The organism is Leptolyngbya sp. BC1307 (assembly GCF_002286735.1).
Taxonomy (GTDB): Bacteria; Cyanobacteriota; Cyanobacteriia; order Phormidesmidales; family Phormidesmidaceae; genus Phormidesmis.
Genome location: NZ_NRTA01000036.1, coordinates 1 through 26,887, shown reverse-complemented (window position 1 = coordinate 26,887; position 26,887 = coordinate 1). Strand labels below are relative to the sequence as shown.

Genomic DNA, 26,887 nt, shown 5'->3' with positions numbered 1-26,887 from the left:
TGCTATCGGTCAGCGCTGAGCTGAATGATTTTTGACGAGTACTCACGCCCTATATACCCATACCGCTCAGCGTCGTTAGCAGGCGACTGAGCGTGTCAGTGACCCGAGGGTGATCGCTCTCAAACTGCTCGATCAGCGTCGGTAGACCTTGCGCCGTTGTTTTCCTGCGCTCTGGGCTATCCGGATTTTGTATCTGATCTTCCAGATCAGTTACGAGTGAGAGTAATCTGTCCTTTACCGCTTTATCAGTCGTATTGAGCTGGCTAATCTCGGTGTGAAGCGCTTCTATAGACTGGTTAATTTCTTCGTTGCTCATGGCGATTTATGCTGTGAAGTAGGCTGTAGTGAGGTCGCTTCTATTGTAAAGCCCACCGCGTGGCGCTTTGCAATTATTCAGAGCAGCGGTGACTAGGTCATCGTTTATAGGTTTTAGCTACCAGCAGATCTAGCTAACGGCAGATGGATGTCGGTAGCGCGTCGTAGTATATACTGCTGAATCTGGTATCAGTCAATTATCGACCTGTCGATCAAAGTTGGCCCATAGAATGAGACCGCTGAGGCTCTGATACAAAGGGCTAGGGGTCATTCCCTGATGTCGCCAAATGAAAACTGGTCACATTCAATACAAAACCGCACGCAGGGCTGTTGCTAGGCTTAGAAATAGCAATGTATTTCAACTTGAGTCAGGTTTATGCGTTGATTGGCAGCAACCAGGTAGTGTTTGTTCTACTTCCCCCTAATGTCCTTAATTAATCCCTGGGATGGTTCTATGTTGGAACTGAAATCTCGTTTAGCTCAACGGTCTATGATAACTTCTACCCGCTACCCAGTGATGATCATTGGCGGAGCAGAAGATAAGACGAATGAGTGCGATATTTTGAGGGCATTTTTTGAGAGCGCGGGTGGGGAAGACGCGACGATTGGGATTGTGCCGTCTGCGTCGCGGGAGCCAAGTATTGTCGGCGATCGCTACTTTCAGATCTTTCAAAAGATGGGCGCTAGGCAGGTTCAGATTTTGGATATTCGTCAGCGTGACGAATGTGATGAGCCTCGCTGGTTGGACATTCTAGATGTCTGTAGCGGCGTTTTTGTCACTGGGGGCGATCAGCTGCGACTGCGCGACCTAATTGAGGGAACCCGCCTGATTGAGATTATTAAGCAAAAGGTCAAAGGCGGCAGTCTGGCCTTGGCGGGTACCAGTGCTGGCGCGGCCATTATGGGCGAAAAAATGATCGCTGGCGGCAGTAGCGGTGAGTCGCCTAACCCGGCCCTGGTAGACCTAACCAATGGTTTGGGCATCGTACCCGAGCTACTGGTTGATCAGCATTTTCACAATCGTAACCGGATGGCCCGGCTGCTGAGCGCGATCGCCGCTCACCCCGACAAGCTCGGCATTGGCATTGACGAAGATACCTGCATTGCCATGATGGGCGACGGGACATTTCACGTCTTGGGCAAAGGCACGGTTACGATTGTCGATCCCGGTAGTTTGCTGCAGACTAACTACGCTGATACCAGCGAAAGTGATCCTCTCAGCCTGCACAACTTGAGGGTTCACATCTTGAATCAGGGCGATCGCTACGACTTTAAGAACCGTGTCATTCTTTAAACATTCAGCGTCAGCATCTGGTGGCAGCGTCAGCCAGATGGCTGCCTAAAGCAGTTTTATCCAAAGCGAATCAAGGTTGTATCTAGGTTATTGGCAACAGGCTAACAGCCCTCTTTAAAACTTATGAAAATCCTCAAAACCCAAACACTCCGTGGCCCCAACTATTGGAGCATTCGCTACGCCAAGCTAATCGTTGTGCGGCTAGATCTAGAAGATCTCGCTGAGCGGCCTTCGGATACGATCCCAGGATTTTATGACGGCTTGGTCACCGCCTTGCCTAGCCTGATAGAGCACTTTTGCTCGCCTGGCTATCGGGGCGGCTTTTTGAGCCGACTGCAGGAGGGCACGATGATGGGACACATCATTGAGCATGTAGCGCTAGAGCTGCAAACCCTGGCAGGGATGGACGTGGGTTTTGGCCGCACGCGGGAAACCGCTACACCGGGCGTCTATCAGGTCATTTTCCAGTACGAAAACGAACAGGCCGGACGCTACGCGGCTCGGGCTGCCCTACGGCTATGCGAAAGCGTGATTGAAACAGGCAGCTACGCCAACAGCGAGCTTCAAAAAGACTTAGAAGACCTCAGGGAGCTGCGGGTAGGCGCTGCTTTAGGGCCGACGACTGAGGCTCTCGTGCGGGAGGCCGAAGCGCGAGACATTCCCTGGTTTGAGCTGGACGTGCGCAATCTGCTGCAGTTTGGGTATGGTCTGCACCAAAAGCGTGCCCAAGCCTCGCTGACGGCCTACAGTAATATTTTGGGCGTTGAGCTGGCCTGTGACAAAGAGAGCACAAAGCAGATTCTGGCAGGGGCCGGCATTCCGGTGCCCAAGGGCAGCGTTGTCTACTCCCTGCGCGAGCTGGAAGACTCCCTCGACTGGTTGGGAGGCTATCCAATTGTCATCAAGCCGCTAGACGGTAACCACGGTCGGGGAATCACGCTAGATATCCAGTCGTGGCGGGAGGCAGAAGCCGCCTACGACAAGGCCAGAGAAGTCGCCGACGGAGTGATCGTCGAGCACTATTACACCGGACGCGATCACCGCATTTTGGTGGTTAATCACAAAGTAGTTGCCGTGGCAGAGCGGCAACCTGCCCACGTTGTCGGTAACGGCAAAGACACGATTACGGCGCTGATTGAGCAGACCAATCGCGACCCCCGACGTGGCGAAGGCCATGACAATATCCTCACTCAAATTCAGCTAGACCGCCGAACTGACGAGCTGCTGAGCAATCAGGGCTACTCGCTGGAGAGCGTTTTAGAGGCCGGTAAAATTTGCTATCTGAGAGAGACGGCTAATCTCAGTACGGGCGGGATCGCCATTGATCGCACCGACGAAATTCATCCGGATACGGTCTGGATGGCTGAGCGGGCCTCGCGGCTGATCGATCTGGACGTGGTGGGCATTGATGCGGTCACTACCGATATCTCTCAGCCTCTACAGGCGGTAGACGGGGTGATTGTAGAAGTCAATGCGGCTCCGGGTCTACGGATGCACGTCGCACCGAGTGAAGGCGTTGCTCGCAACGTCGCTGGCCCCATTCTCGATATGCTCTTTCCGCCGGGGGTGCCGACGCGCATTCCCATCGTGGCCATTACCGGCACCAACGGCAAAACAACGACGACCCGGCTGATCGCTCATATCTTCCGTCAGATTTACGATACCGTTGGCTTTACGACGACAGACGGTATCTACCTGGGCAACCATCTTGTCGAAAAAGGCGATACGACTGGGCCTCAAAGTGCGCGGATGATCTTGCAAGATCCGACGGTGGAGATCGCTGTTTTAGAGACGGCTCGGGGCGGTCTGCTGCGCTCGGGTCTAGCCTTTCAGCATTGTGATGTGGGCGTAGTGCTCAATGTCGCAGCTGACCATTTGGGCCTGGGCGATATCAATACAATTGACGAGCTGGCTAAGCTGAAAGCGGTGGTGGCAGAAGCGGTTCATGCTAACGGCTACGCGGTGCTAAATGCGGAAGATGAGCGGGTGGCGGCGATGGCTGACCATGTAGACGCGAAGATCGCCTACTTTTCGATGAACCCTGATCATCTGCTGGTGCGATCACATGTTCAAAACGGTGGGATCGCCGCCATTTATGAAGAGGGCTATCTGTCAATTTTGCAGAATGACTGGCTGCTGCGAATTGAAAAGGCAGAGCGCATCCCAATCACCATGGACGGTAGAGCGCCCTTTATGATTGCCAATGCTCTGGCGGCCAGTCTGGTCGGCTTTGTACAGGGCGTGAAGATAGAAGATATCCGAGCGGCGCTGCGGAGCTTCAAGGCATCGGCTAAGCAAATTCCGGGACGGATGAATTTATTCAACTTGGGGCGCTGTCATGCACTGGTTGACTACGCGCACAATCCGGCTGGCTACGAGGCGGTCGGCAGCTTTGTGAAAAATTGGCCCGGCCCTTCGATGGGCGTTGTCGGTGGACCAGGAGATCGGCGCGACGAAGACTTTGTGGCGCTGGGCAAGCTGTCCGCTGAGATTTTTGACCACATTGTGATCAAAGAAGACGACGATACTCGGGGGCGTCCGCGTGGGGAGGCGGCTGAGCTGATTATGCAGGGCATTGCCCAAGCAGCAGCAGATGCGCCTACTCCGGATGCACCTACTCCGGTTGTGCATCTAGACGAGGCTAGCGCCATTGAATGGGCTTTAGACAACGCGCCCGACCAGGGACTGGTTGTCGTTTTGCCAGATAGCGTTACGCGGGCGATCGCGCTGATCAATGCCCGAGGCCCGATTCCCGACAGCCTGGACTCCTTGGAAGGTGCTTACAAGCTGAATTCTAACGGTTCATCGCCGAGTGGCCAAATCCCGATGGTGAGCGCTAATGTAGGTTCAGAGACATCAGCGCCCAATGTAGCCGCCACCCCTTCTTAAGCTGGCCTGCTGCAATGGGTAGAGCTAAGCGTCTAAGCAATTAGGAGACTCACTTTTTTAATGGTTATCAACGCCTTTCGACCTGATACTAAGCAAGCGGCTCAGTCTGACTACGAAGACAAAACTCAGGCGATCGCCCGGCAGCTTTTGGCCGATAGTCAGGGTAAGCGATCGCTCTTTTCTAAAGTGCGCGATCAGCTGCGCTGGGATGACAAACTGCTGGGCTGGACGATGGACAATCCGGGCCTCCGGGTGCAGATGTTCCGCCTGATTGACTGTTTGCCCGCGCTGACGACCAAGGCGGAAATTGCTCGTCACTTGCAAGAGTATTTGGGCGATGCTAGCGTTGAGCTACCGCAAGCGCTCAAAGGACTGCTCAACTTTGCCGACCCGGACTCGATGCCGGCTCAGGTAGCGGCCACCACGCTCTCAGGCGCGGTCGAAACGCTGGCCCGCAAATACATTGCCGGGGAAAATCTCAACCAGGCGCTGAAAAGCATTGAGCGGCTGCGTAAACAGTCGATGACATTTACCGTCGATCTGCTAGGCGAGGCGGTCGTCACCGAGACCGAGGCGCAGGCTTATTTAGACCGCTATCTAAATCTGATGGCTGAGCTGACCGCAGCGGCAAAAAAATGGTCTACGGTACCCCAAATAGACCTGGCGGGTGAAGAGCATCTGCCCAAGGTGCAGGTAACGGTCAAGCTGACAGCGTTTTACTCTCAGTTTGACCCCTTAGATGTGGAAGGATCTCAGGCGAAGGTGGGCGATCGCATTCGCACCTTACTGCGCCGGGCGAAAGAGTTGGGAGCAGCGGTTCACTTCGATATGGAGCAGTACCGCTACAAAGACGCTACCCTCGATACGCTAAAGCAGCTGTTGATGGAAGACGAGTTTCAAGATCGCACTGACATCGGCGTCACCTTGCAAGCCTACCTGCGCGACAGCTATCAAGATCTAAAAGACCTGATCGACTGGGCGAAGACGCGCGGCAATCCGGTCACGGTTCGGCTAGTCAAAGGCGCTTATTGGGATCAAGAGACCATCACCGTCCGTCAGAACTATTGGCCGACCCCGGTCTACAATCACAAGTCTTCGACCGATGTCAACTTTGAGCGGATGACGCAGCTGCTGCTGGAAAACCACGAGCACCTTTACGCCGCCATCGGCAGTCATAACGTGCGCTCTCAGGCCCATGCGCTGGCCATTGTTAAAGCCCTGCAAATTCCGCCGCGCCACGTTGAGTTTCAGGTGCTCTACGGCATGGCCGATACGCTGGCGACCGCGCTGGTCAAGCAGGGGCATCGGGTACGGGTTTACTGCCCTTACGGTGAGCTGATTCCGGGCATGTCTTACCTGATCCGGCGACTGCTAGAGAATACGGCCAATAGCTCATTTTTACGCCAGAGCTTAGAAGATCGCCCGGCAGAAGAATTGCTGGCAATTCCCGTTTGGGGTGAAGGCGACCAAGATGACGATGAGGTCGCGCCTAAAGCCATTGCCTCACCTACCGATACAGTGACGCGGATCGATCCATCGGCGGATACTGACTATGCGGTTTTGCATCACCGTCAGGCAGCGATCGCCGCCCTCAAATCTGTGCAGCAGCGGCTCGGCGAAACCTACTGGCCACTGATCGACGGCGAATCTGTGCAGACCGAAGCCCGGATTCCTTCTGTGAATCCGTGTAATCCGGCTGAAACGGTCGGCACTATCGGTCAGATTGATATAGACCAGGCAGACCAAGCCGTCGCCGCCGCTAAAACCGCCTTTGAAAGCTGGAGCCGCACCCCGGCCCGAGAGCGAGCCGCCATTATCAGCCGGGCCGCAGACCTGCTAGAGGCCCGTCGCCACGATCTCAATGCCTGGATGGTGTTAGAAGGCGGCAAACCCTTACAGCAGGCCGACGCAGAAGTTTCAGAAGCAGCCGACTTTTGTCGCTATTACGCTGCTGAGATGGAGCGGCTAGACGATCCGGTGGTCTATGATGTGGCAGGGGAGAATGATCGCTATTTCTACCGGCCCAAAGGCATCGTCCTGGTGATTTCGCCCTGGAACTTTCCGCTGGCGATCCCCACGGGCATGACTGTTGCAGCGCTGGTAACGGGCAACTGTGTGATGCTCAAACCGGCAGCGGTCACCTCTGTTATTGCGGCCAAACTAGCCGATATTTTGGTAGAAGCGGGTGTGCCTAAAGGCGTTTTTCAGTACTTACCCGGCAGGGGCTCGACGGTGGGCAACCACCTGGTCAAGCATCCTGATGTGAACATGATTGTGTTCACTGGCTCGCAAGAAGTGGGCTGTCAAATCTATGCGGACGCCGCGATTTTGCAGCCGGGGCAGAAGCATCTGAAGCGGGTAGTGGCCGAGATGGGCGGTAAGAATGGCCTGATTGTTGATGAGAGTGCTGACCTGGATCAGGCGGTGCAGGGCGTTGTCTATTCGGCCTTTGGCTACAGCGGTCAGAAGTGCTCTGCTTGCTCTCGGGTGATTGTGCTAGCGCCGGTTTATGAGGCATTTGTCAATCGTCTGGTAGAAGCCACTAAGTCGCTCAATGTCGGTGATGCCACTCATCCGGGTACGCAAGTCGGCCCGGTGATTGATGAGACCGCTCAAAAGCGAATTCGTGAATACATCGAAAAAGGCAAAGCGGAAGCGACCTTAGCCCTCGAATTGCCCTCCCCTGAGCCGGGTTACTTTGTCGGACCGGTGATTTTCACCGATGTTGATCCGCAGGCGACGATTGCTCAGGAAGAGATATTCGGGCCGGTGCTGTCGGTGATTAAGGCGGCAAATTTTGAGGAAGGGTTAGCGATCGCTAACAACACCAACTACGCGCTGACCGGCGGCCTCTATTCCCGTACGCCCTCTCACATTGAGCAAGCCTACAGAGACTTTGAAGTCGGCAACCTCTATATCAACCGCACGATTACTGGTGCGATTGTCGCTCGTCAGCCCTTTGGCGGCTACAAGCTTTCAGGCGTTGGCTCCAAAGCCGGTGGCCCCGACTATCTGCTGCAGTTTCTCGACCCGCGCACTGTGACCGAAAACGTTCAGCGTCAGGGCTTCGCCCCGATTGAAGGCATGGAATAGGGATTTTATACTGCTAGACCTTCGTCGGTCTCGCCTTCAAAGAGTGTTTTGAGCGGGCTAGCGGCTATCCCCATACTTTCGCTCAGGTAGCGAGAGAGTACGTCGTTTTGACCGTGGGTCACGTAGACCGTTTGGGCTTTAGTTTGCTCTACCGTCTTAATCAGGCCAGGCCAGTCGGCATGGTCAGAAAGCACAAAGCCGCGTTCATAGCCGCGTCGTCTGCGGGCTCCACGTACGGCCATCCAGCCAGAGGCAAAGGCGGTCTGAGGGCGTTTGAAGCGCTTCATCCAGCTAGAGCGGTGGCCGGATGGCGGCGAAATAATCAGATCGCCCTCGAACTTATAGGATTTCTCCATCTGAGAAACTGGGATGGTCGGCAGCATTTTAACGCCCACCTCGCGGTAAATCTCTGTGAGATTGTGAACTGCGCCGTGCAGGTAAACGGTTTTATCTGTGAATTTGGTCAGCTCTGCCAGGACTCTTTGAGATTTACCAAAGGAATAGCAAAAGAGCAGGGAGGGGCGAGTCGGGTCGCCTTGCCACCACTGGCAGATTTGCTCAGCGGTAACTTCGCCGCTGTCCCAGCGGTAAATCGGCAGGCCAAAGGTCGATTCGGTGATGAAGGTGTCGCACTCGACGACTTCGAAAGGATCGCAGGAGGGGTCAGCGTCGCGTTTGTAGTCGCCAGAGATGGCCCAAACTTCACCTTTGTGCTCAACCCGTACCTGAGCAGACCCTAAGACGTGGCCAGCAGAATGAAAAGAAATCCAGGTGTCACCTAGTTTGATTGGGTCGCCGTAGGCAACGCCGCTGAGGTTAATATCTTTGCCTAAGCGACGGCGTAAAATGCCTTCTGAAATGGCCGTGGCGTAGTAGTGCGCGTGGCCGCTGTAGGCGTGGTCGGCGTGAGCATGGGTGATCAGGGCAGTGTCTACCGGTTTCCAGGGATCTATGTAAAAGTTGCCAGCGGCGCAGTAGAGACCTTCAGGGCGGACGGTGATGAGGGCAGGCGGCATGGATTTGGCTACGCTCAGCTAATGTGAGCGAGAGAGCGGCGAAGGGAGAGCGGCTATGATAGGGATTGGGCTGTCATGCGTGTGATCGGGCTTTTTGGTCGGGCTTCTCTAGTACTATCGATTATTATGGCGGAGATTAATATTAATCGAATTAAGCTGTCACAGCTGCGGGCACTGGTGGCGATCGCGCAAACCGGTACCTTTAGTGATGCGGCTTCTCAGCTAGAGCTGTCGCAGTCGGCGGTGAGTCATGCGATCGCTACCCTAGAAGAAGAACTGGGCGTGAGCCTGCTCAGCCGGGGGCGACAGGGCGCGGTGCTGACACCAGTCGGCCAAGAAATTACAAATGAAGCCGCAAAAATGTTGGCTTTGCTTAAGACGATTGGGCGTAAGGCTCAAGATGCTAAAGGGCTGCAGGCCGGACTGGTGAGGGTAGTCGGCTTTCGCAGTGTGGCGACTCATGTGCTGCCAGCGGTGATCGAGCGATTTCGTCAGCAGTATCCCGGCATTAGTGTCTCTATTGGCGAAGGTAGCGATGTGCGGGGGGCAGAAGAAATTTTGCGTCGGGGTGAGGCTGACATTGGCTTTACCTATCTGCCGGTAGACGACGCTTTTGACGCTTGGGAACTGTTTCGCGATGATTATGTAGCGCTGTTGCCCATGGCCAAAGTGCCAGGCCAGGCGATCGCCGGTGAGCCGTTAACCTGGGAGCAACTCACAGCACTGCCGTTGATCTTACCGCTGCCGGATGATGGCTGTCGCTACAACGTCGATCAGTATTTGCTGCGTCATGGCCAGGTCGTCACGCCCGCTTACGAAGTGAAAGAAGACTCTACGGTAGTGAGCATGGTACGTCGGGGATTAGGCACCACCATTATTGCCAAGCTAGCGGCTGAGCCGATCCCAGAAGATGTTGTCGTTTGCCAACTGCCTGCCCCTTTACAAAGGGTAATTGGGGTGATCACGCTGGCTAATGCGCTGCAAACGCCGCCAGTGTTCGCCTTCTTAGATACGCTGAAGGCGACCTGGCAGCAGAAAACCAGCATTTTATAGCCGACGGCCACCCGACCCAATGCTCGAAGCGCTCTAATCTAATGACTTACGAATGCCTTCAACAATCTTGTTTTCTTCAACAATTTCATCCAGATTCAGCTTCTCAGTTAGCACCTCGCTCCCTGAATCCGCTTTTTTTTCGTCGTTAGCAGCTCTGGATGCCTTGCTTTGAAATTCGCGGCGCTGCGCTCGCATCCTCTCCAAGCTTTCTGGCGAAGGGGGCTGAAGCGGATCTCCTGAAGCGCTGGAAGGCTCAGCAACAGGGGCAGCATACACAGCCGTTTGAAACAGCCCTAAGAACATAACTGCGCCGACTATCAACAAAGCTAACCGCTTAGCGACCATCCGAAACGGACCTATCCGAAATGAACACACACGAAATTTCATTTGCTTACCTCTCAAACAACAGAAAAAAAGACTGCACGTAGAGCTTTTCACCAGCGAGTTGCACTCGAAAAAAGTATCTAGCGGGCTGGCCTTCTAAATCTCTACAGCTTCAGTAGCATAAGCAAAGGGGCAGCATTTCCATGTCTTCCGCAAGATAGAGGCATGGACTGCCCAAGTGACAAGCACTCAAGTTTTGCAGCCTACGCAGGTAAAAGCCGTACAAGGCTCTTATATCCATTCAGGCCATAAGAGTCTCGTACGGCAGCAAGTAGTTATTTACTGATACAGACTTACTGGTATAGACTGCTGACGCCTAAACGTGACGCCAACTGCCGCTGCAAAGCCTCAGGAACCAAGACGCGATTTACCTGATGAATCACGCCATTGCTGGCTTGGATGTCAGCCTGGGTGACACTGGCATTATTGACTACGACGCCGCTGTCATAGACGCCGATTGCCAACGTTAACATAATTAAGTTTAGTGAATTAAGTTTAGTAAACGCGCACGCTGTTTTCCTCTTTCTTTGGGAGAGTTTGATTTGCTGAGCCGATATAGAAGACATGTAGGGTTCCGATTATTTAAAACCCTATTTTTCCCAGTTGTAGATGGATCTTGTTTACTTATTTGTACATGCCTTGCTCAGGCGCTTGGTACTGGATTTGGATGCGATCGCTAAACCGACTCTCCTTTTCGCGAAAAGTCTCTTTTCCAATAACTGCCAGCCCACTTTCTTCAAACTGGCTGAGTTCCTGTTCAGTCAGCGGCCAGGGCGGGCCTTCCGGAATAGCTTTGTCGGCGCGAACATAGGTGATAATTAAGACGGTGCCGCCGGGCTTGGGCAGTGAGGCAATTTGAGCGATCGCCTCAGCCCGCACCGCCACCGGCAGCGCTTGAATCGTGCGAAAGTCAAACACCAGATCAAAGCCGCCTAGCCAGACGGCGGGTAATTTAAACAGATCGGCGGTGACGTAGTTAACCGTAGAGCCAGGAAAGCGTTTTTTGGCCCAGGCGATCGCACTTTCTGAAACGTCAAACGCAGTGACTGCAAACCCTGCCGATGAGAGCGCCTCGGCATCGTCGCCCAGACCACAGCCGACAACTACAGCCGTTTGCTCTTTGCCATCAATTTCATTTTTCGACAGCCACTGGGTCAGATAAGGTACTGCCCCCGGCAGCGCCCAGGGTATCTGAGAGACATCTTCATCCGCCTGAGCATAAAGCGGCTCAAACCAGTCATAAGCATCTGTAGTCATTCTCAACACCTCTAAACTTTTCCCGTCTACCTCAGTTTAGCCAGGCCAGAAACTGAGCAAAAGAAAAAATGTAGCCTGAATAGTTGCGCAATTTATTTTCTCTGGGTATGATTGCGGAATTGGTTTACAAGTTTTCAGATAACATAGCCACTCTAACAGCGTTAGAGCTAAGCGATGGTTCAGTCACTCTCTCTTAAGTCGTAAGTCTATACAGGTGAAAAGTCCCGCAGAGTCAGGGACTCAATGCAATAGACGAGCTAGGCCAAGGGCCTGAAGCGCAGCTCATTCCAAGGCGCAAGACACCTGCTCAAGCCTCGTCCGCTAGGGAGCAGGCGCATTTCAAGCAATATCTGGGAGGTCTTCCATCATGTTCATCACTTATCTGCTCACCAAAATCAAGTATTAAGCTCATCCGCCGCCTGCGGCTGCTTTCAGCAGTGAAAAAGGCCCTCAAGAGCTTATGTCAGTAGCTTTTCTTTGCGAGCCGAAGAAGGTTGCAAACCAGCTAGACCTGCAAACTGAAGAGTTTTGCAAGCTAGAGGTGTTTGACATTTTTTCATCTCATCCGGTGTAGCATCCGGCAGGTTTAGGTTGCCGTACTGGTTTTTTCTACATTGACGCAGCTAGCAAAGCAACAGCGCCTTTTTTTATCGCCAGATAGCAGGCTTTCGTTAAATAGCGGGGGTTTACTCGGCCTAGACCCGCTCAGCAATAGCTGAAAATGTCTCCTGCCTTAGTCCTTAGTTCTACTGCCCAGCTTTCTCTTAAGGCAAAAGCTTTGCCTATGGAAGGCATTGGATTGCTTTCTGCCGGTCTCACCCAATCTTCCTTGAGCAACTTCTTTTTTTAGAGTCATGAACAAGTTTCTCAGCATCTTGAGCTACTACCAGCGCTATTGGAAAATTACTCTCTTTAGCGCTGCAATGATGAGCTTTTTTGAGGTGATCGATCTCTTCGTTCCCTATGCCACCGGACAAATCCTCAATCTGATCTCACAGCAAACTGTCGATGCCAGACTTCAGCAGGTGATTGATCAGATTGCCAAAACTTTGGGTCAGCCGGTTACGCAGCAGTTTTCTCTGCTAGTGCTAGTCGGGCTAATTGCGCTGGTTACCGTAGGCCGCGCCCCTATTCAACCCTGGCTAGGCGGCTGGTTTGGCTGGGATACGGCCTTTCGGGCTCGCCGCGACCACGCTGAAATGGCATTGAGAAAAATCCTCACCCTGCCACTAGAGTTTTACGATGAAAACAACCCGGGTCGCATCGCCGCCCGAGTTGACAAAGGGCTATCTAACTATACCTGGACTTATCCCAGCATCACTGAACAGTTCATTCCGAAGATAGTCAGAGTCATCGGCATCTTGGTTGTGATTGGTCTGATTGACTGGCGAATTGCGGGGGTTGTTTTTGTTTCAGTAGCGGGCATTTTGCTGCACAGTCTGCAGGGGCTAAAAGATCTCTCTGTGCGAGAAGAAAGGCTCGATCAGTATATTGAGAATACCGACAGCCGCAATTCAGAGATTATCACCAACATCAAAACCGTTAAGGCCTTTGGCAACGAACTCACTGAGCTGCACCGCCAGACGCAGCGGCTAGACCGTGAATTTAAAGTGCTTGACTATCGTATTCATAAGGGATACACCATTCTCAGTACCTATCAGCGTACGATTGTGCAGAGCTGCATGTTTGTGGTGCTGGCCTGTAGTCTGTGGCTGACGGTCAGCGGCAAAATCTCTATCGGGCACTTTATCACTGTGCTGACGGTAGCGAGTATGGCCTATGCCGAAGTGGACCCCATTTGCGAAATTGCTGAAATGTTTGCTCGCCGCTATGCGCCGATGGCTCGCTTTCAGGAGCTTACCGCACTGCCACCCGGCAGCGATGCAGCCGCGCTCTTGCCCAACGGCCCGGCGTACCAGTTCACGGGTAAAGTTCACTTCCACCAGCTAACCTTTGGCTATAGCTCTGACAAGCCGGTGTTAGACAACATTGAGCTGCTGATTGAGCCGTATAAAACGGTGGCGCTAGTGGGTCGATCCGGGTCGGGTAAGTCTACGTTAGTGAAACTCTTGTTTCGCTATTTTGAACCCGATAGCGGTGCGGTGCTCATTGACGGGCAGGATATCCGTCGGTTAGATGTGACGGGCTATCGCAAGCGTTTAGCGATTGTGCATCAGGAGGTCGATATTTTTAACGGCACGCTGATAGACAATTTACGCTACGGCAATCTCACCGCTAGCTTTGAAGAGATCAAAAGAGCCTGTGAAATTGCTCAGGCTGACGACTTCATTCAACAGTTGCCGAAGGGATATGCCACTACTGTCGGCGAGCGCGGTGTGCGGCTATCGGGCGGGCAGCGGCAGCGAATTGGCATTGCCAGGGCGCTGATTGTCAATCCGGATGTGCTGGTTTTTGACGAGGCGACTTCTAGCTTGGACTACGAGTCGGAGCGGGCAATTCAGGTGGCGATGCGATCGCTCTTTGGCACCCGCACGCTAATCATCATTGCTCACCGCCTGAGCACCGTCCGCGACGCTGACAAAATTGTGGTGCTAGACCAGGGCAGTATCAGTCAGGTTGGCAGTCACGAAGAGCTGCTAGAAGCAGGCGGACTCTATCAAAGGCTGCACGCCCTGCAAGAGAGTGGTGAACTGATCGAATAGAGAAAGGAGAAAGGAGAAAGGAGAAAGGAAACCCATAGCAAAGTGCCGGAAGCTATAAACGAAGAAAAAACGGTTGCCTTAGGTAAGGGTGGTGCTGGTTCCAGCTAATGGGCTGGCTTAGCGACGGCCTTTAATGTAGGGAATGCCCAGTACGGTAGGCGTGCGATCGCGCAGGCGACTTCCCACCAACACCAGCAGCGTCAGCGCGTAGGGCAGCATCAGCAAAAATTCATAGGGCAGCGTTTCTGACCCCAGCGCCTGAATGCGAAACTGCAGCGCATCGGCAATGCCAAACAACAGCGCCCCTGCCAGGGCGACAGACGGCTGCCAGCGAGAAAAATAAACCAGCGCCACCGCAATCCAACCGCGACCCGCCGTGACTCCCTCAATGAACAAATTCAGCTGCCCAACCGTCAGCACCGCGCCGCCTAGTCCCGCTAAAGCCGACCCTGCCAGCACACAGGCGTAGCGAATGCGCAAAACGCTCAGACCAGAAGTCTCCACCGCTTCAGGGTGTTCTCCAGACGCACGAATTTGCAGCCCCCAGCTCGTGCGATAAAGCAGCCAGCCAATCAGCGGCACTAAAGCTACGCTGAGATAGACCGCCAGGCTGTGGTCAAACAAGATTTTGCCCACAACCGGCACACTGGAGAGGATTGGGATCGGCCAGGGACTGAGGCCGCTAATGCGAACCTTTGCCAGGGCAGGCGCAGCCCGATAGCAATAGGTTGTCAGGCTCTGACCTAGCAGCACCAGAGTGATACCCGCCACCACCTGATCGGCCCGGCAAGTGATCGATAGCCAGGCCATGACCAGGCCCATAGCGGCCCCAGCCAGCAGCCCTGCGCCGAGCCCAATCCAGGCGGCTAGCTCCGCTGAGCCGGTCGCCTGCTCTAATGAATACGTCGTGGCAAAGCCAGCCAGCGCCCCGACCAACATCACCCCTTCTAACCCCAGATTCATCACGCCCGAGAGCTGAGTGATAATCTCGCCCAAAACTGCCAGCAGCACCGGCACGGCTAGGCGAATACCGGCGGTGAGAATGGCGGTCAAAAAAGTAAAGGTGAAAACCTGTTCCCAGAGCATAGCGGTTTGGTAAATATTGTTAGATCGAGTTTGTTGCTTATTCGGAAGATTCTTTTTGAGCGATCGCACTTCCCGCCAGCACCCCCAACACCAGCAGCGCCTGGAGTACGCCCGCCACCGCGACCGGCACTTGCAGCGAAATGTTCAACGCCTGCGCTCCCATCATCAGCGCCGCAAATAAAACCGCAGCGACCAAAACACCTACCGGGTGCATCTGGCCCAGCAGCGCCACCAAAATGCCGGTAAAGCCGTAGCCGTCAGAGACGCTTTGCTTAAGGCGGGTGTAGGTATAGCTCACCTCAATCACGCCCGCCAAACCGGACAGTGCGCCGCTGATCAGCAGCGCGGTAAGAATGCGCTGACTGGTGTCAATGCCAACCGCGCGGGCCACGCTGAGATTGGCCCCCACCGCTCGTAGCTGAAAGCCCAGAGGCGTGCGCCAGAGCAAAATGTAGATGACGCCCACCAACAGCAGGGCAATCAATACGCCAATATGGAGCCGACTGCCGAACAACCGGGGCATCTGAGCAGCGGCGACAAAGCGGGCTGACTCGGGTAAAAATCCGCCGTCATCGCGCAGCGGCACCCGCGCGGCGTACTGCACCAGCAAAATGCCGATGTAGTTAAGCATCAGGGTGCAAATAATCAGGTTCACCCCTCGCTTGAGGTGAAGCAGTCCGGCCAGTGCGCTCCAGAGTAAGCCGCCCAGCGTTCCGGCAATCAGCATTAAGGGAATGAGGACGATGCTCGGCAAATTGGGGAAGGTGAGAGCGATCGCGCCGCCAAACAGCGCTCCCAAATGGTACTGACCCTCTGCGCCAATATTCCAAACCCTGGCCTGAAACGCCACAGCCAGCCCCAGCGCAATAATCAGAATTGGCGCTGCTTTGAGGATTACCTCAGTAAGTTGACGCGGCCCGCCAAACGCTCCGGTCACCAGCTTGCCATAGGCCTCAATTGGGTTCACACCAGCTAGGGCAATAAGTAAACCGCTGACTATGAGTGCCAACAGGACGCCAATTAGCGGCGCTAACACTTTAAGAGACTTTTTTGACGGGGAGGGGGCGGCTTGAACAGTCACGCAATCGTCTCCTGCTTGGTCGGGTTCAATGGCTGTCCGGCCATCATCAGACCCAGCGTTTGAATATCCGCCGTGGCCGCGTCCATCTGCCCGACAATTTGGCCTTCATAGAGAACGGCAATGCGATCGCTCAGTCGCAGCAGTTCGTCTAGCTCCGTTGAAATCAGCAAAATTGCTGCGCCCTGATCTCGCTGCGCCATCAGCTGAGCATGAACGTATGCCATCGCCCCAATATCGAGCCCTCGGGTGGGCTGCGCCGCCAAAATCACGTCGGGCTTGCGGGCCAGTTCGCGGGCGACCACAACTTTTTGCGCATTGCCGCCCGATAGACTGCCGCAGGCGGTTGCAAGCGTCGGCGTACGAATGAGATAGCGGTCTACCAGGTCCTTTGCGTAGCGGGCGATCGCCTTTGGCCGCAGCCACCCCCAGCGAGTGAAGGGAGGCCGACCAATCTCTCGCAGCAACAGGTTTTCGGCTACGGTAAATGAGCGAATCAGCCCCATACTGTAACGCTCTGCAGGGATATGGGCCAGCGTGCCCTCACAGTGAATCTGCCCCTCGCTCAGTTTCCGCAACCCCATCACGGTTTCTTCTAGCTCGCGCTGACCATTACCATCGACCCCAGCAATGCCTAAAATTTCGCCGGGGCAAACCGTTAAGCACACCTGCCGAAGCGCGGGCCGACTGTGAATACCCGGTACTGTCACCTGCTGAAGCTGTAGCCGGGGTGAAGCGCTGCCGGGCGTCGGCGCTCTATCCGGGCGCTGCAAGTCTACGGTGCGACCGACCATCTGCTCGGCAAGCTGTTGGGCCGTGCAATTAGCGATCGCACTCGTTCCTACCGACTGACCATCTCGTAAAACGGTAACGCGATCGCATAGCGCCAGCACCTCATTCAGCTTGTGACTGATAAAAATAATCGCCGTGCCCTGAGCAGCGAGCTGCTTCAAAATTACCATCAGACCCTGAGCCTCTTGGGGCGTCAGCACCGCCGTCGGTTCATCTAAAATCAGCACTTTCGCCTGCCGGTAAAGCGCTTTGAGAATTTCCACCCGCTGCTGCTGCCCCACCGAAAGCTGCCACACGGGCACCGCCGGATCTAATTCTAAGTGATACCGTTCAGCCAGCGCGAGCAGACGCTGATGAAGCTTCTTTGGGTTTTCTCGCCGCAGTCCGTGGGTCTGCCCGAGAACGATATTCTCGGCCACGGTAAAGCGCTCCACCAGCATGAAATGCTGATGCACCATATTGATACCAGCGGCGATCGCATCGGCAGGCCGCCCAAATCGCACCGGCTGACCTCGCAGATAAATCTCCCCCGCATCGGGCTCATACAGCCCGCAGAGAATATTCATCAGCGTGGTTTTGCCCGCCCCATTTTCGCCGAGCAGCGCGTGAATTTCTCCCATCTGCACCGCAAAATCGACCTGCTGATTGGCAATGACGCCCGGAAACCGCTTGAGGATCTGTCGCATGTCGATGGCCAAAGCGGGAGGAACAGCAGAAGTTGATAGTAAGGGTTGCATAGCCCGACAGTCCAAGCCTACTCAGGCACAAAGGGCACTTCGAGCTTACCGCTGGCAATGTCCGCTTCGGTTTCCTTTACCTGAGACAGCGTTTCGCCACCGACTTGCGATTTAAACTCAGGATTGACTTCCACCGTAATCACATCGTCCGGCACGCCGAGCTGGTAGTACTTGTCAGCAAAGGTATCGCCTGCTGTATCGCCCAGCATTTCTTGAAACAGCGGCTCCATATTCCAGATCAAATTAGCCGCGACCACTTCTGGCCCGAGTGATGACATATCGCCCACATAGCTAGTCGCGTAGCCATTAACATCTTTAGCCGCTTCAATCTCGCCGAGCGTCGGCCCCTGACCGCAGCCAATCCAGTAATCAACGCCGGTCTCAGCCTGCGAGAGGGCAGCTTCTTTGGCTTTGGCCACGTCGTACCAGTCGCCGACCGCCGTCGTGACCAGCGTCACATCAGGCCGGACCGACTTAGCCCCTGCCAGCATCGCCTCACCCATGGCATGGCAGGCCGGAATATCAAAGCCATAGAGCGCCCCGAGCTGACCGGTTTTACTCAGCTCAGCGGCCACCAGCCCCACCAGATAAGCGCCCTGATAAAAAGGCTGATCGTAATCGGCTACGTTTTCGGCAGTGCCGTCAATGCCGCCGGCCCAGGCAAAATTCACATCGGGGAACTCCTGCGCGACTTCGAAGACTGCATCCTGGTAGCTAAAGGAGTGCGCCACAATCAGATCGTACCCTTCTGAGGCATACTGCCGCAGCACCCCAGCCGCGTTGGCCGGATCGACTGCTTCCGAAACCGCGACCTCTACCCCCTCTGCCTTCAGCTCCTCACCTGCGTCAAAGGCGGCTTGATCCCACGATTGGTCGTTGGATGAACCGCTGAGTACCAGTGCCATCTTCACCGGTTCGGCAGATGTCTCTGCGGTGGCTTCAGTGGTTTCTGAATCTGCTTCTGTCGTGGTTGGGTCAGAGGCGCAGGCGGTCAGGGCTAGTAGGGGGAGAGCGATCGCCAGACCCAATGTTGATCGCAGTTGTTGAGATGAAAAGCGTTGTGTCATTTGAAAATACATAGATTTGGGGCTAGCGGAACACAGGAGCAAAGCAGATGGGCTGGAGTCAGGCCAGTTAAAACTAACCAGTTAAAACTAACCAGTTGAAGCTAATACGTCGCCTGAAGACGGCTGAGTAAGTAGTCTCCGGAGGTCACAGGAGGATACTTAGGCGGGTTATCTTCACTCTGACAGGTCGGCAGGCAGACAATTTCAGCGTCGGCATCGGGCTGACAAAAGAAGGCGATGGAATAGCGATCTTGCTGATTAGATTGGGGCAGCGCCACTCGGTGCTTAGTCGAGCGAAAGACATCGTTGCTCCAGCGCTGGGTAAGATCGCCCGTATTGATTAACACCGCGCCAGGAACAGCCGGGGCCGCTATCCATTCACCTTCGGTACTGAGCACTTCTAATCCACCTACCTCGTCTTGAAACAGCAGCGTTAGCGTGCCGTAGTCGGAGTGAGCCCCAGCGCGAATTTGCCCCGGCTTAGGCGCGGCAGAGAGCGGTGGATAGTGCAGCAGCCGCAGGGTGTAGCCGTGGGTTTGATGGCGAGCTGTCAGATAGTCGGCAGGCATAGAAAGGGCGATCGCAAACGCCCGAAATACTCGTTCCGCCCCCACCGCACACTGCCCAAAAAACTCGTTAATCGTTTGCTGAACCTGCGGGTGACCAGCAGGCCAGCGATTGACGACTAGCGCGGCATTTTCGGCAGCGGCTGGAGAGCCTTCTTTGCCGACATTAAAAGCCTCTTTGAGATCTCCGGGCTGACTCTCATCAAGCCGTTCTCGCTCCACGCCCACGTAGCCACGGTTGCTAAATTCGCCAGCCCAGGCAACCTGCTGCTTTTCGGCCAGCGGCAGGTCAAAAAAGGCGCGTGACTGCTCAAAGGCTTGGGCAATCGCCTGCGGATCAATACCGTGATTTTTCAAATACAAAAAACCGACATCATGACAGGCCCGAAAGATATCGCGAGCCACCCGCTGCTGGCCTACTGCATCATCTGAGAGAAACGGCGCAAAATCGATCAGCGGAATATCGACTCGCGTATTGACGGCCATAGGCAAACCTCACAGTTGAGACCAGCGGCACTGCTGCCCTAGTCTCTCTTGATTTACGCCTATGATGATATCTGAATTCCGTATCAGTCGTAACGGTTAGAGCCGTAGCGGCTCAGCCACTAATAGCGAATTTGCAGCGTGACTTGAGCACTGATCGTCTGCTCTTGGCCGACGACAGGTGTCTTTGCCTGATCTGCGCTGAGGAGCCGGTTAGCGGCTTCAGGGACTGCCTGGGGGGGCGGCGCGCTGACTGAGCCGACTGAGACGTTGACGACTTCCTGGCGGGAAAGCCCCAGCGCTGCCAGTACGGTGTCTGCCTGCTGCTGAGCGTCTTGAACGGCTAGCTCTAAAGCCTGTTGACGGGCGGCTGCGATCGCAGCGTCATCTGCCACAAAGCTCACGCCGTCTATCTGCGTCGCGCCTACTTTAACGGCCTCATCAATCACAGCGCCAGCGCTCTCGGTCGGCAATCTGAAGCTAATCGTATTGGTCGCCCGGTAGCCTCGCAGCACCTGCCGGTCATCCACATAGTCATAGCGCGGATAGAGCGAAATGCCGGTGGTTTCTAATTTTTCGACATTTTGCGATTGCACCCATTCCACCACCGCCGTAGACTGTTGAGCTGCTTGCTGCTGGGCTGCTTCAGCGGTTTCTGCTTCTACTACCACACCCAAATTGACCTGAGTGAGCGTCGTCGGAATCGAATTGATCCCTTGCCCGGTGACGCTGAGCACCCTTTCGGGCTGTTGATAGAGCGGTTGAGACATGGCAGCTGGCGAAAACAAAACGCCGCCCGCAATGGGCGTTAGGGTCAAGGTGGCGATGGTGAGCGATCGCACCCACCGGCGGCTAAGACAAATCTTTGACATCACAACTCCTCAAGCAGTAAATGAATAGAACATTCACAGACTACACAGCTATAGAGGAGAAAAAAGGAGGGTTTCAGTTTTAGTAACAAAGCGCACCTGACACCTATAGTCAAGACCTATAGTCGTCTTGCCGCTCTTGCAGCCCGAGCCGTGCGAATGCGCCGGGCCACGATCAGCCCGCCGTAGTACCCTAAAATGCTGGCGATAATACCGACCACAAACGAGCCTACCATCAGTGCTGCTGTGACCGACATGCCCAGATTCATCCACTCACGCGGATCAGCGGGTGAAGTCGGGAGCACATCGACCGTCGGCAGGCGCAGTAGCCAGCAGCCAATGTGAAAGTTGAGTGCAAACAGCGGTAAGTAGGTGAAAGGATTGCTGATCCAGGTGCCTGCAGCGGCCATCATTTTGTTGCCTCGAACCAGCACTGCTATGGCAATGCCAATCAGGGTCTGAAAGCCTAATAGTGGGAAAGCGCCCGCAAACATGCCAGCAGCCACACCCCGGGCGATCGCCTCAGGACTGCCCTCCATCCGCAAAAACCGAATGTAAAGGTAGCGCAGCAGCCGTTTCCAATACAGCGCGTTTAACCGTTTGAGAAAGAAGTTTTGAGGGAGTAATGGCCGCCGGTTTTTCTTCGCTGGTCTTTTTTTAACTCCGCTGTTTGCGCCCGTTTGAGTGGTAGGCCGATCCATCAGTGAGTAAGATCTAGACGGCAATTTTCCTGAGCGATACTGGCCCGAGTAAGCGTCTTCTCTGTAAGCGTCTTTTCTCCGGTCGCCTACCGCGTTAGGTTTTGAGAACGAGTCTGGCATGGCACTTTAGCGACTGGGGCTGAGTCTTTGTAAGCGGCGCTCTTCAATAGGGCCTTTTAACGAGGCCTCTATCTATACAAGTGTTGCATTTTGCCCACGCTTTTGACAGGAGACCAGAAGGATATCTGTCTATCAGCCTATGAGCCAATGCTACAGCAAGGTTCTAGCTCCAGCGTCGCTGAGCCGCTAGTTTATGCTGAATATTACAAACCGGCAGGGTTCATTTTACAGTGTGAAGGCTTTACGCTTGATCAGGGGCTTTGGCCCATCGAGTGACCCGTATCGCTAGCAGGGATCTAACCCGGTTTGACCCAGAAAATATCCCAGAAAATATCCCAGAAAATATCCCAGAGGGAGACAATCGTGGCGATCGCCACCGCTATTGTGCCGCAGCAGGGCAGCGTGGGCATCGTGCGGCTTTCGGGCGCGACGGCGATCGCCCTTGCTCAGCAGCTTTTTTATGCGCCGGGCCAGCAGACCTGGGAGAGCCACCGAATTCTCTACGGCCAAGTGCAGCGGCCCTCTGGTGAACCCGTTGACGAAGCACTGCTTTTACTGATGTATTCGCCGCGCTCTTATACCCGCGAAGATGTGGTGGAGTTTCACTGTCATGGCGGCATTATGGCGGTGCAGCAGGTATTGCAGCTGTGTTTGCAGCAGGGAGCAAGGCTGGCCCAGCCGGGAGAATTTACCCTGCGAGCGTTTTTGAACGGTCGGCTAGATCTCACGCAGGCAGAAGGCGTCGCTGACTTGGTCGGGGCTCAGTCGCCTCAGGCGGCTCAAACTGCGCTGATGGGCATTCGCGGCAAGCTGGCCAAGGCGATTCGTCAGTTGCGCAGCCAATGTTTAGACGTATTAGCCGAAGTCGAAGCGCGGGTCGATTTTGCCGATGATCTGCCACCTTTGAATGAGATAGAAGTGCGATCGCAACTGCAGTCTATTCATCATCAAATCACTCACCTGCTCGCGACCGCCAGCCAGGGTGAGCTGCTGCGCACCGGCCTCAAAGTTGCCATCGTGGGCCAGCCCAACGTGGGCAAATCTAGCTTACTGAATGCCTGGAGTCGGAGCGATCGCGCCATTGTCACCAATCTGCCGGGCACCACTCGCGACGTTGTTGAATCTCAGCTAATCGTCGGCGGCATACCGGTACAGGTACTCGATACTGCTGGCATCCGCGAATCGGTCGATGAAGTTGAAAAGATTGGCATTGCCAGATCGCAAGCGGCGGCGCAGGCGGCTGATCTGGTACTGCTAACCGTTGATGCTATTCTCGGCTGGGGCGACGCCGAACAAACACTGTATGAACAGATTAAAAACAAGCCTCATATTTTCGTTATAAACAAGATAGATCTGCTGGATGAAAAAGAGAATGCGCGTGCTAAATCTGTTAATCCTTTGTCAGACACTCACCTGCCTAACGCTGCGACAGTCTATACAGCCGCCGCCCAAAATCAGGGTATTGAAGACTTAGAAAAAGCTATTCTGAGCGCCGTTCGTAGTGGCAACCTGGCTGCTGCCGATACCGATATTGCCATCAATCAGCGGCAGGCGGCGGCGCTGGTGCGGGCTGAGACGGCGATCGCTCAAGTTCAGTCAACAATACAAGACGAACTACCGCTAGACTTTTGGACGATTGACCTGCGAACGGCCATCCAAGCGCTGGGCGAAGTCACTGGCGAAGAGATTACTGAATCCATGCTCGACGAAATCTTTAGCCGTTTTTGCATCGGCAAATAAACACCAGTCATCTCAAGAGCAACTATCAGCGAGATGTCGTCAAATCTGCGCACTCAATCTTTTTCATATGGATTTCTCCCCAGGTGCGAAGACTAAAAATAACGGGTTCGAGCGATCGCCCATACGCCGTCAGCGAATACTCCATCTTGGGCGGCACCTGCTTATAAACCTCGCAATGTAAGTGCTTGTATTTCTGCCCTCTAGCATTCCATACTCTACCCAAATCATCTATCAGAAGCAAAAGAGGACACCACAATGAAAGCGATGCTCATTAAGGAATTTGGAGATAGTACTGTTTTTACTCAGGCTGATGTGCCCAAACCGGAGCTAGAGAAAGGGCATGTACTTATCCACGTAGAAGCCTCAAGCGTGAATCCGGTAGATTACAAAATCAGACGCTACGGGCTACCGTTTGCCCCTGACCTACCGGCGGTGCTGCATGGGGATGTGGCCGGAGTGATTGAGGCAGTAGGTGAAGGCGTTGAGAGTTTCCAACCTGGCGATGCGGTGTATGGCTGCGCAGGCGGTGTGAAAGGTCAGGGCGGGGCACTCGCAGACTATATGCTGGCAGATGCTCGGCTAATTGCGAAAAAGCCCGAAAGCCTTGACTTTGCCGCAGCCGCAGCCCTGCCTCTAGTCGTGATTACGGCCTGGGAGGGACTGATCGAGAAGGCAGATATTCAGCCAGGGCAGCGCGTTCTTGTCCATGGTGGCACCGGAGGGGTAGGCCATATTGCACTTCAGCTTGCCAAATGGCGCGGCGCACAGGTGACAGCAACCGCATCAACACCTGAAAAGCTGCAGATTGCCAAAGATTTTGGTGCGGATGAAGGCGTAAACTACCGCGAGGAAGGCGTCACCGATTACGTAGAGCGACTCACAGATGGAAAAGGCTTCGACGTTGTTTTTGACAGCACCGGGGGAGCGAATCTGCCGAGTTCATTTGAAGCGGCAAAGCCCAACGGTACTGTCGTAACCCCCTCCTCTAGTCATACCTACGATCTCTCGATCATGCATGCTAAAGGTCTCTCGCTGCACGTTGTCTTTATGCTGTTGCCCATGCTAAAAGATGTGGGCAGAGAGCGTCACGGGGCTATTTTGCGCGAAGTCGCTAACTTGGTAGATGCAGGGCACCTCAGGCCGCTCATGGATACAGAGAATTTCAGGTTCTCTCAAGTAGCCCAAGCACATAATCGGCTAGAACAGAAAAAAGCCGTTGGCAAAATTGTGCTCTTGCGCGACTGAAGGCAATAAGCGCTCCGTGCGGCTACTCGCTCGTCAATCACGAGCAATCCAACATGATTTATATGCCGCTACTGGCAATACTGCTTTTCTTGGGGCCGGTGCTTTCGGCGGTCGCAATCCGGCGATCGCTCTCGGTTCGTCAGCAGTTTGCTCTAGTGAGTGTCTGCATTTTCTACGGCATGTTCCCACTGATTATTGCTTGGGCTCGGCATGAGCTTAGGAGATCGCCTCGAATGCTCGGTGAGCAGCATTACCTACCAGTGTGCTACGGCTCCCCAGCTATCTGAAATCATTTCATTAATGGTATTCGCCCACTGGTTGTGCCGCCATTGCGCAGAGATGGAGTCTGCCCGTCTTAGCCGTCCGCACAGTAGCGGTCGTCTTGCTCATCGTCACATCTATCCTGGCTTTGGGACTGTATTTTTGGTGCTGGATAGCTTTTCCCCTAGAGCCGCCGACTGAATCTGTATAGGGCATTCTAAGCTGAAACAACGCTCAAGGATTGCAGTAAAGACAGCGACCCGGATCGGCAGCCTGTAGTGAGTCTGGAAACAATTTGTCTCGCTGAAACTGACAGTGCTGACAGCGATAAAGAACAGATAGCGTTAATAAGGTGGGTGCTTTGCACAGGCTGCAAGGCAATCCGGGGCGACGCTGCACAATGCTAAACCCTGGGTAGTTGCAGTTGGGACACCGCTGTTGCAGTGTCTTAATCAGATTTTGGGTGGCCTGGGCGATCACCGCCATCCGGGTAGGATTGTAAAGGGCGCGCATATCGGTTTCGATATGGGCTTTTCGCTCGGGCGATCGCTCTAAAACAGCGGTCACAGCCTGGGACAAGTCGGCCTCTGTCGTGATTCCTTTCGCAAAAGCGTTTTTAGGATTTTCACCAGCAGCGTGCATCACCACAACGCCATGCTCAGGAAAGCCAACCGACCTGGCAAAGGCAAGTGCGGATTGAGGGCTGTCAACTACGCGGCTTTGATAGTTTGTATCAGTCGATAAAGCCTCGCCGACGACTTCTATCTGATGCTCGTAGTCACACAGCAGCACCAGTTCGCGGTTGCACGCAACAAAAGGAATTTGAGGGTGGGGGCCAAAGCTGCCTTCGCTAGCAATAGCCAGGGTTTCCCCAGTCAGCTCTAAGGCGGCCTCTGCCTTTAACCGGGCTGTCGTCAGCTGGTCGGCGGGGCGATCGGTCTCTCGGGTAAACGTACCGAAGCTATCGGTATTGAAGTTTGTGGGAACGACTGTTTTGATCCCCAGCGCCGATTCTATGAGGGGGGTGATCACGTCCTCTTTGCGGTGCATGGTCGCAATCACCGCGACCCGATTAGCGAAGAATGAAGACAGCGCTGACATTGAAGTTTGAACTGTACAGGCCGACGCAATTATAGCGACATTCCTTGGATACAAACTGCCCGATGTCCGGCGTTAGATAGCGGTGTCTCGCAGCTTTTGCTCAAAAGGACGCTAGGTAGGCTTGACGCAATAGCTCAATAACCGCTGGTAGAAGGCAAGCTTGTTTTAGCTTGCAACAAAACAAGCCGACTCAGCAGGCAGGGCCTGAGCCGTTGCCTGAGCCGCTCTTTGTCTAATGACATCAGGCAACAAGGGAACAGTGTCATCGTGTTTGAGCCTGGAGGTCAAATATTGCCAGAACGAAAAGCCCAGCTTGCGACAGGTTTTTTTGAGGCCGACAAAGGTGTCACGCGCCTGCCTGCCCAAGTCATGGCGAGTGGTGCCACTAATCTTACGACGAGTGACCATCTCGCGAATATCAGATTCAGCGGCATTGGTATGCAAAGGCAGCGCTGGCATCTCCAGGACGCGCAGGAGTTCTGCCTTGTGGTTGGTAAACTGCTTGAGCACCGCGTTTAAGGGCGCATTGTCCTCGAAGGTCTGTGCAAAGATGGCATCAAAGCCTCGGTTGAATGCAGGTATATCGTCAGCAGAGGGGTCTTGGCGATAAAACTTCAAGGCTTGGTAGTAGGCCCACAGCTGATAGCGCAGGGCTTCAATTTCGTTGAGCTGCGCAGGGGTTTCGCCGCTCAATTTGCGCAGGGTACGTTCCATATGTATCCAGCACAGGGCATGGACGAACAAGACAAACTGCGGCGCACCATCACTGAGGATAATCAACTCAGGTGACACCCCATGGCTAATCACACTGCCGAGCAAAGCCGCTTCGGTGACCAACCTAACCGCGAGCGGGGTGACGATATCAAGGCGCTCTAAATAAGCTGCCCATGCCGATTCACCCTGACAAATCACCTGCTCAGAAAAGCTCAGTTTCTCTAAATGGCGAGACGCTAGCCCATGAGCGCTCAGGTAGGCTTGGGCATATTCGTTGAGCACATAGTCCTCAAACGGATGACGCAGGAGCTTGAGATAGTTTTGCCGGGACTTGTGCTCACTACTGCGAAAATAGGCAAATAG

Annotated in this window: 23 protein-coding genes; 8 read left to right on the top strand and 15 right to left on the bottom strand. The window is 54.4% G+C overall.

Translation table 11 applies throughout. The features are described 5' to 3' along the window. Positions 1-49 precede the first annotated feature (49 nt). The gene (locus CKL79_RS16740; protein WP_121970721.1) at positions 50-316 is read right to left on the bottom strand and encodes a DUF4404 family protein; all 267 of its coding nucleotides are present in this window, start codon (positions 314-316) and stop codon (positions 50-52) included. A gap of 453 nt (positions 317-769) precedes the next feature. Here CKL79_RS16740 and CKL79_RS16735 point away from each other — a divergent pair, with 453 nt between their 5' ends. The 3 genes from CKL79_RS16735 (at position 770) to pruA (ending at position 7,591) form a co-directional block, all read left to right on the top strand. Beyond that, entirely contained in the window at positions 770-1,609 is an 840-nt protein-coding gene (locus tag CKL79_RS16735; RefSeq protein WP_121970740.1) for a cyanophycinase, read from the top strand. Between the two features lie 123 nt (positions 1,610-1,732). Next, complete coding sequence (gene cphA, locus CKL79_RS16730; RefSeq protein WP_121970720.1) at positions 1,733-4,498, top strand: cyanophycin synthetase; 2,766 nt, start codon at positions 1,733-1,735, stop codon at positions 4,496-4,498. 60 nt (positions 4,499-4,558) lie between these two features. Continuing rightward, a complete protein-coding gene (gene pruA / locus CKL79_RS16725; protein WP_121970719.1) occupies positions 4,559-7,591 on the top strand; it encodes an L-glutamate gamma-semialdehyde dehydrogenase in 3,033 nt (1,010 codons plus the stop codon). 5 nt (positions 7,592-7,596) lie between these two features. Here pruA and CKL79_RS16720 read toward each other — a convergent pair whose 3' ends face one another. Continuing rightward, complete coding sequence (locus CKL79_RS16720) at positions 7,597-8,607, bottom strand: ligase-associated DNA damage response exonuclease (protein ID WP_121970718.1); 1,011 nt, start codon at positions 8,605-8,607, stop codon at positions 7,597-7,599. 126 nt (positions 8,608-8,733) lie between these two features. Between CKL79_RS16720 and CKL79_RS16715 the strand changes: the two genes are divergently transcribed. Then, positions 8,734-9,660, top strand: a complete 927-nt coding sequence (locus CKL79_RS16715) for a LysR family transcriptional regulator (protein ID WP_121970739.1) — start codon at positions 8,734-8,736, stop codon at positions 9,658-9,660. 33 nt (positions 9,661-9,693) lie between these two features. Here the strand turns inward: CKL79_RS16715 and CKL79_RS16710 are convergent, their stop codons facing one another. The 3 genes from CKL79_RS16710 to CKL79_RS16700 all read right to left on the bottom strand — a co-directional run bounded on the left by CKL79_RS16710 (position 9,694) and on the right by CKL79_RS16700 (position 11,301). After that, the gene (locus CKL79_RS16710; RefSeq protein WP_141242225.1) at positions 9,694-10,047 is read right to left on the bottom strand and encodes a hypothetical protein; all 354 of its coding nucleotides are present in this window, start codon (positions 10,045-10,047) and stop codon (positions 9,694-9,696) included. Between the two features lie 290 nt (positions 10,048-10,337). After that, positions 10,338-10,610, bottom strand: coding sequence for a fasciclin domain-containing protein (locus CKL79_RS16705; protein WP_121970716.1), 273 nt, complete (start codon positions 10,608-10,610; stop codon positions 10,338-10,340). 58 nt (positions 10,611-10,668) lie between these two features. Continuing rightward, complete coding sequence (locus CKL79_RS16700; RefSeq protein WP_121970715.1) at positions 10,669-11,301, bottom strand: methyltransferase domain-containing protein; 633 nt, start codon at positions 11,299-11,301, stop codon at positions 10,669-10,671. An 854-nt stretch (positions 11,302-12,155) separates the two neighbouring features. Between CKL79_RS16700 and CKL79_RS16695 the strand changes: the two genes are divergently transcribed. Further along, the gene (locus CKL79_RS16695; RefSeq protein ID WP_121970714.1) at positions 12,156-13,964 is read left to right on the top strand and encodes an ABC transporter ATP-binding protein; all 1,809 of its coding nucleotides are present in this window, start codon (positions 12,156-12,158) and stop codon (positions 13,962-13,964) included. Between the two features lie 117 nt (positions 13,965-14,081). On the opposite strand, the gene CKL79_RS16690 is transcribed toward CKL79_RS16695, so the two are convergent. The 7 genes from CKL79_RS16690 to CKL79_RS16660 form a co-directional block, all read right to left on the bottom strand. After that, positions 14,082-15,050 (bottom strand): ABC transporter permease, encoded by a 969-nt coding sequence (locus CKL79_RS16690; RefSeq protein WP_121970713.1) that lies wholly within the window; start codon positions 15,048-15,050, stop codon positions 14,082-14,084. A 37-nt stretch (positions 15,051-15,087) separates the two neighbouring features. Continuing rightward, positions 15,088-16,131 (bottom strand): ABC transporter permease, encoded by a 1,044-nt coding sequence (locus CKL79_RS16685; protein ID WP_121970712.1) that lies wholly within the window; start codon positions 16,129-16,131, stop codon positions 15,088-15,090. After that, on the bottom strand, positions 16,128-17,657 hold the full coding sequence (locus CKL79_RS16680; protein WP_240518915.1) for an ABC transporter ATP-binding protein: 1,530 nt from the start codon (positions 17,655-17,657) through the stop codon (positions 16,128-16,130). The genes CKL79_RS16685 and CKL79_RS16680 overlap by 4 nt, the downstream gene beginning before the upstream one ends. Positions 17,658-17,674: 17 nt before the next feature. Then, on the bottom strand, positions 17,675-18,724 hold the full coding sequence (locus CKL79_RS16675; protein WP_121970738.1) for a BMP family protein: 1,050 nt from the start codon (positions 18,722-18,724) through the stop codon (positions 17,675-17,677). Positions 18,725-18,825: 101 nt separating this feature from the next. After that, complete coding sequence (locus CKL79_RS16670) at positions 18,826-19,776, bottom strand: 2-oxoglutarate and iron-dependent oxygenase domain-containing protein (RefSeq protein ID WP_121970710.1); 951 nt, start codon at positions 19,774-19,776, stop codon at positions 18,826-18,828. Positions 19,777-19,895: 119 nt separating this feature from the next. Further along, complete coding sequence (locus tag CKL79_RS16665) at positions 19,896-20,645, bottom strand: SIMPL domain-containing protein (protein WP_121970709.1); 750 nt, start codon at positions 20,643-20,645, stop codon at positions 19,896-19,898. A 116-nt stretch (positions 20,646-20,761) separates the two neighbouring features. Then, entirely contained in the window at positions 20,762-21,463 is a 702-nt protein-coding gene (locus tag CKL79_RS16660; RefSeq protein WP_121970708.1) for a DUF2062 domain-containing protein, read from the bottom strand. A 330-nt stretch (positions 21,464-21,793) separates the two neighbouring features. On the opposite strand from CKL79_RS16660, the gene mnmE reads away from it, so the two are divergent. Further along, complete coding sequence (mnmE, locus tag CKL79_RS16655) at positions 21,794-23,203, top strand: tRNA uridine-5-carboxymethylaminomethyl(34) synthesis GTPase MnmE (RefSeq protein ID WP_121970737.1); 1,410 nt, start codon at positions 21,794-21,796, stop codon at positions 23,201-23,203. Between the two features lie 25 nt (positions 23,204-23,228). On the opposite strand, the gene CKL79_RS23240 is transcribed toward mnmE, so the two are convergent. Continuing rightward, positions 23,229-23,444 (bottom strand): winged helix-turn-helix transcriptional regulator, encoded by a 216-nt coding sequence (locus tag CKL79_RS23240; RefSeq protein ID WP_276300636.1) that lies wholly within the window; start codon positions 23,442-23,444, stop codon positions 23,229-23,231. 14 nt (positions 23,445-23,458) lie between these two features. Between CKL79_RS23240 and CKL79_RS16645 the strand changes: the two genes are divergently transcribed. Then, positions 23,459-24,448 carry a zinc-dependent alcohol dehydrogenase family protein gene (locus tag CKL79_RS16645; protein WP_121970707.1) on the top strand — a complete coding sequence of 330 codons (990 nt, stop codon included), beginning with the start codon at positions 23,459-23,461 and terminating at the stop codon, positions 24,446-24,448. A 53-nt stretch (positions 24,449-24,501) separates the two neighbouring features. After that, positions 24,502-24,735, top strand: a complete 234-nt coding sequence (locus tag CKL79_RS22905) for a hypothetical protein (RefSeq protein ID WP_141242224.1) — start codon at positions 24,502-24,504, stop codon at positions 24,733-24,735. Between the two features lie 208 nt (positions 24,736-24,943). On the opposite strand, the gene CKL79_RS16635 is transcribed toward CKL79_RS22905, so the two are convergent. Both CKL79_RS16635 and CKL79_RS16630 read right to left on the bottom strand, forming a co-directional pair. Beyond that, positions 24,944-25,810 carry a DUF6671 family protein gene (locus tag CKL79_RS16635; protein WP_121970705.1) on the bottom strand — a complete coding sequence of 289 codons (867 nt, stop codon included), beginning with the start codon at positions 25,808-25,810 and terminating at the stop codon, positions 24,944-24,946. Between the two features lie 165 nt (positions 25,811-25,975). Further along, the coding region (locus CKL79_RS16630; RefSeq protein WP_141242221.1) for a transposase at positions 25,976-26,887 on the bottom strand (912 nt) is incomplete at its 5' end.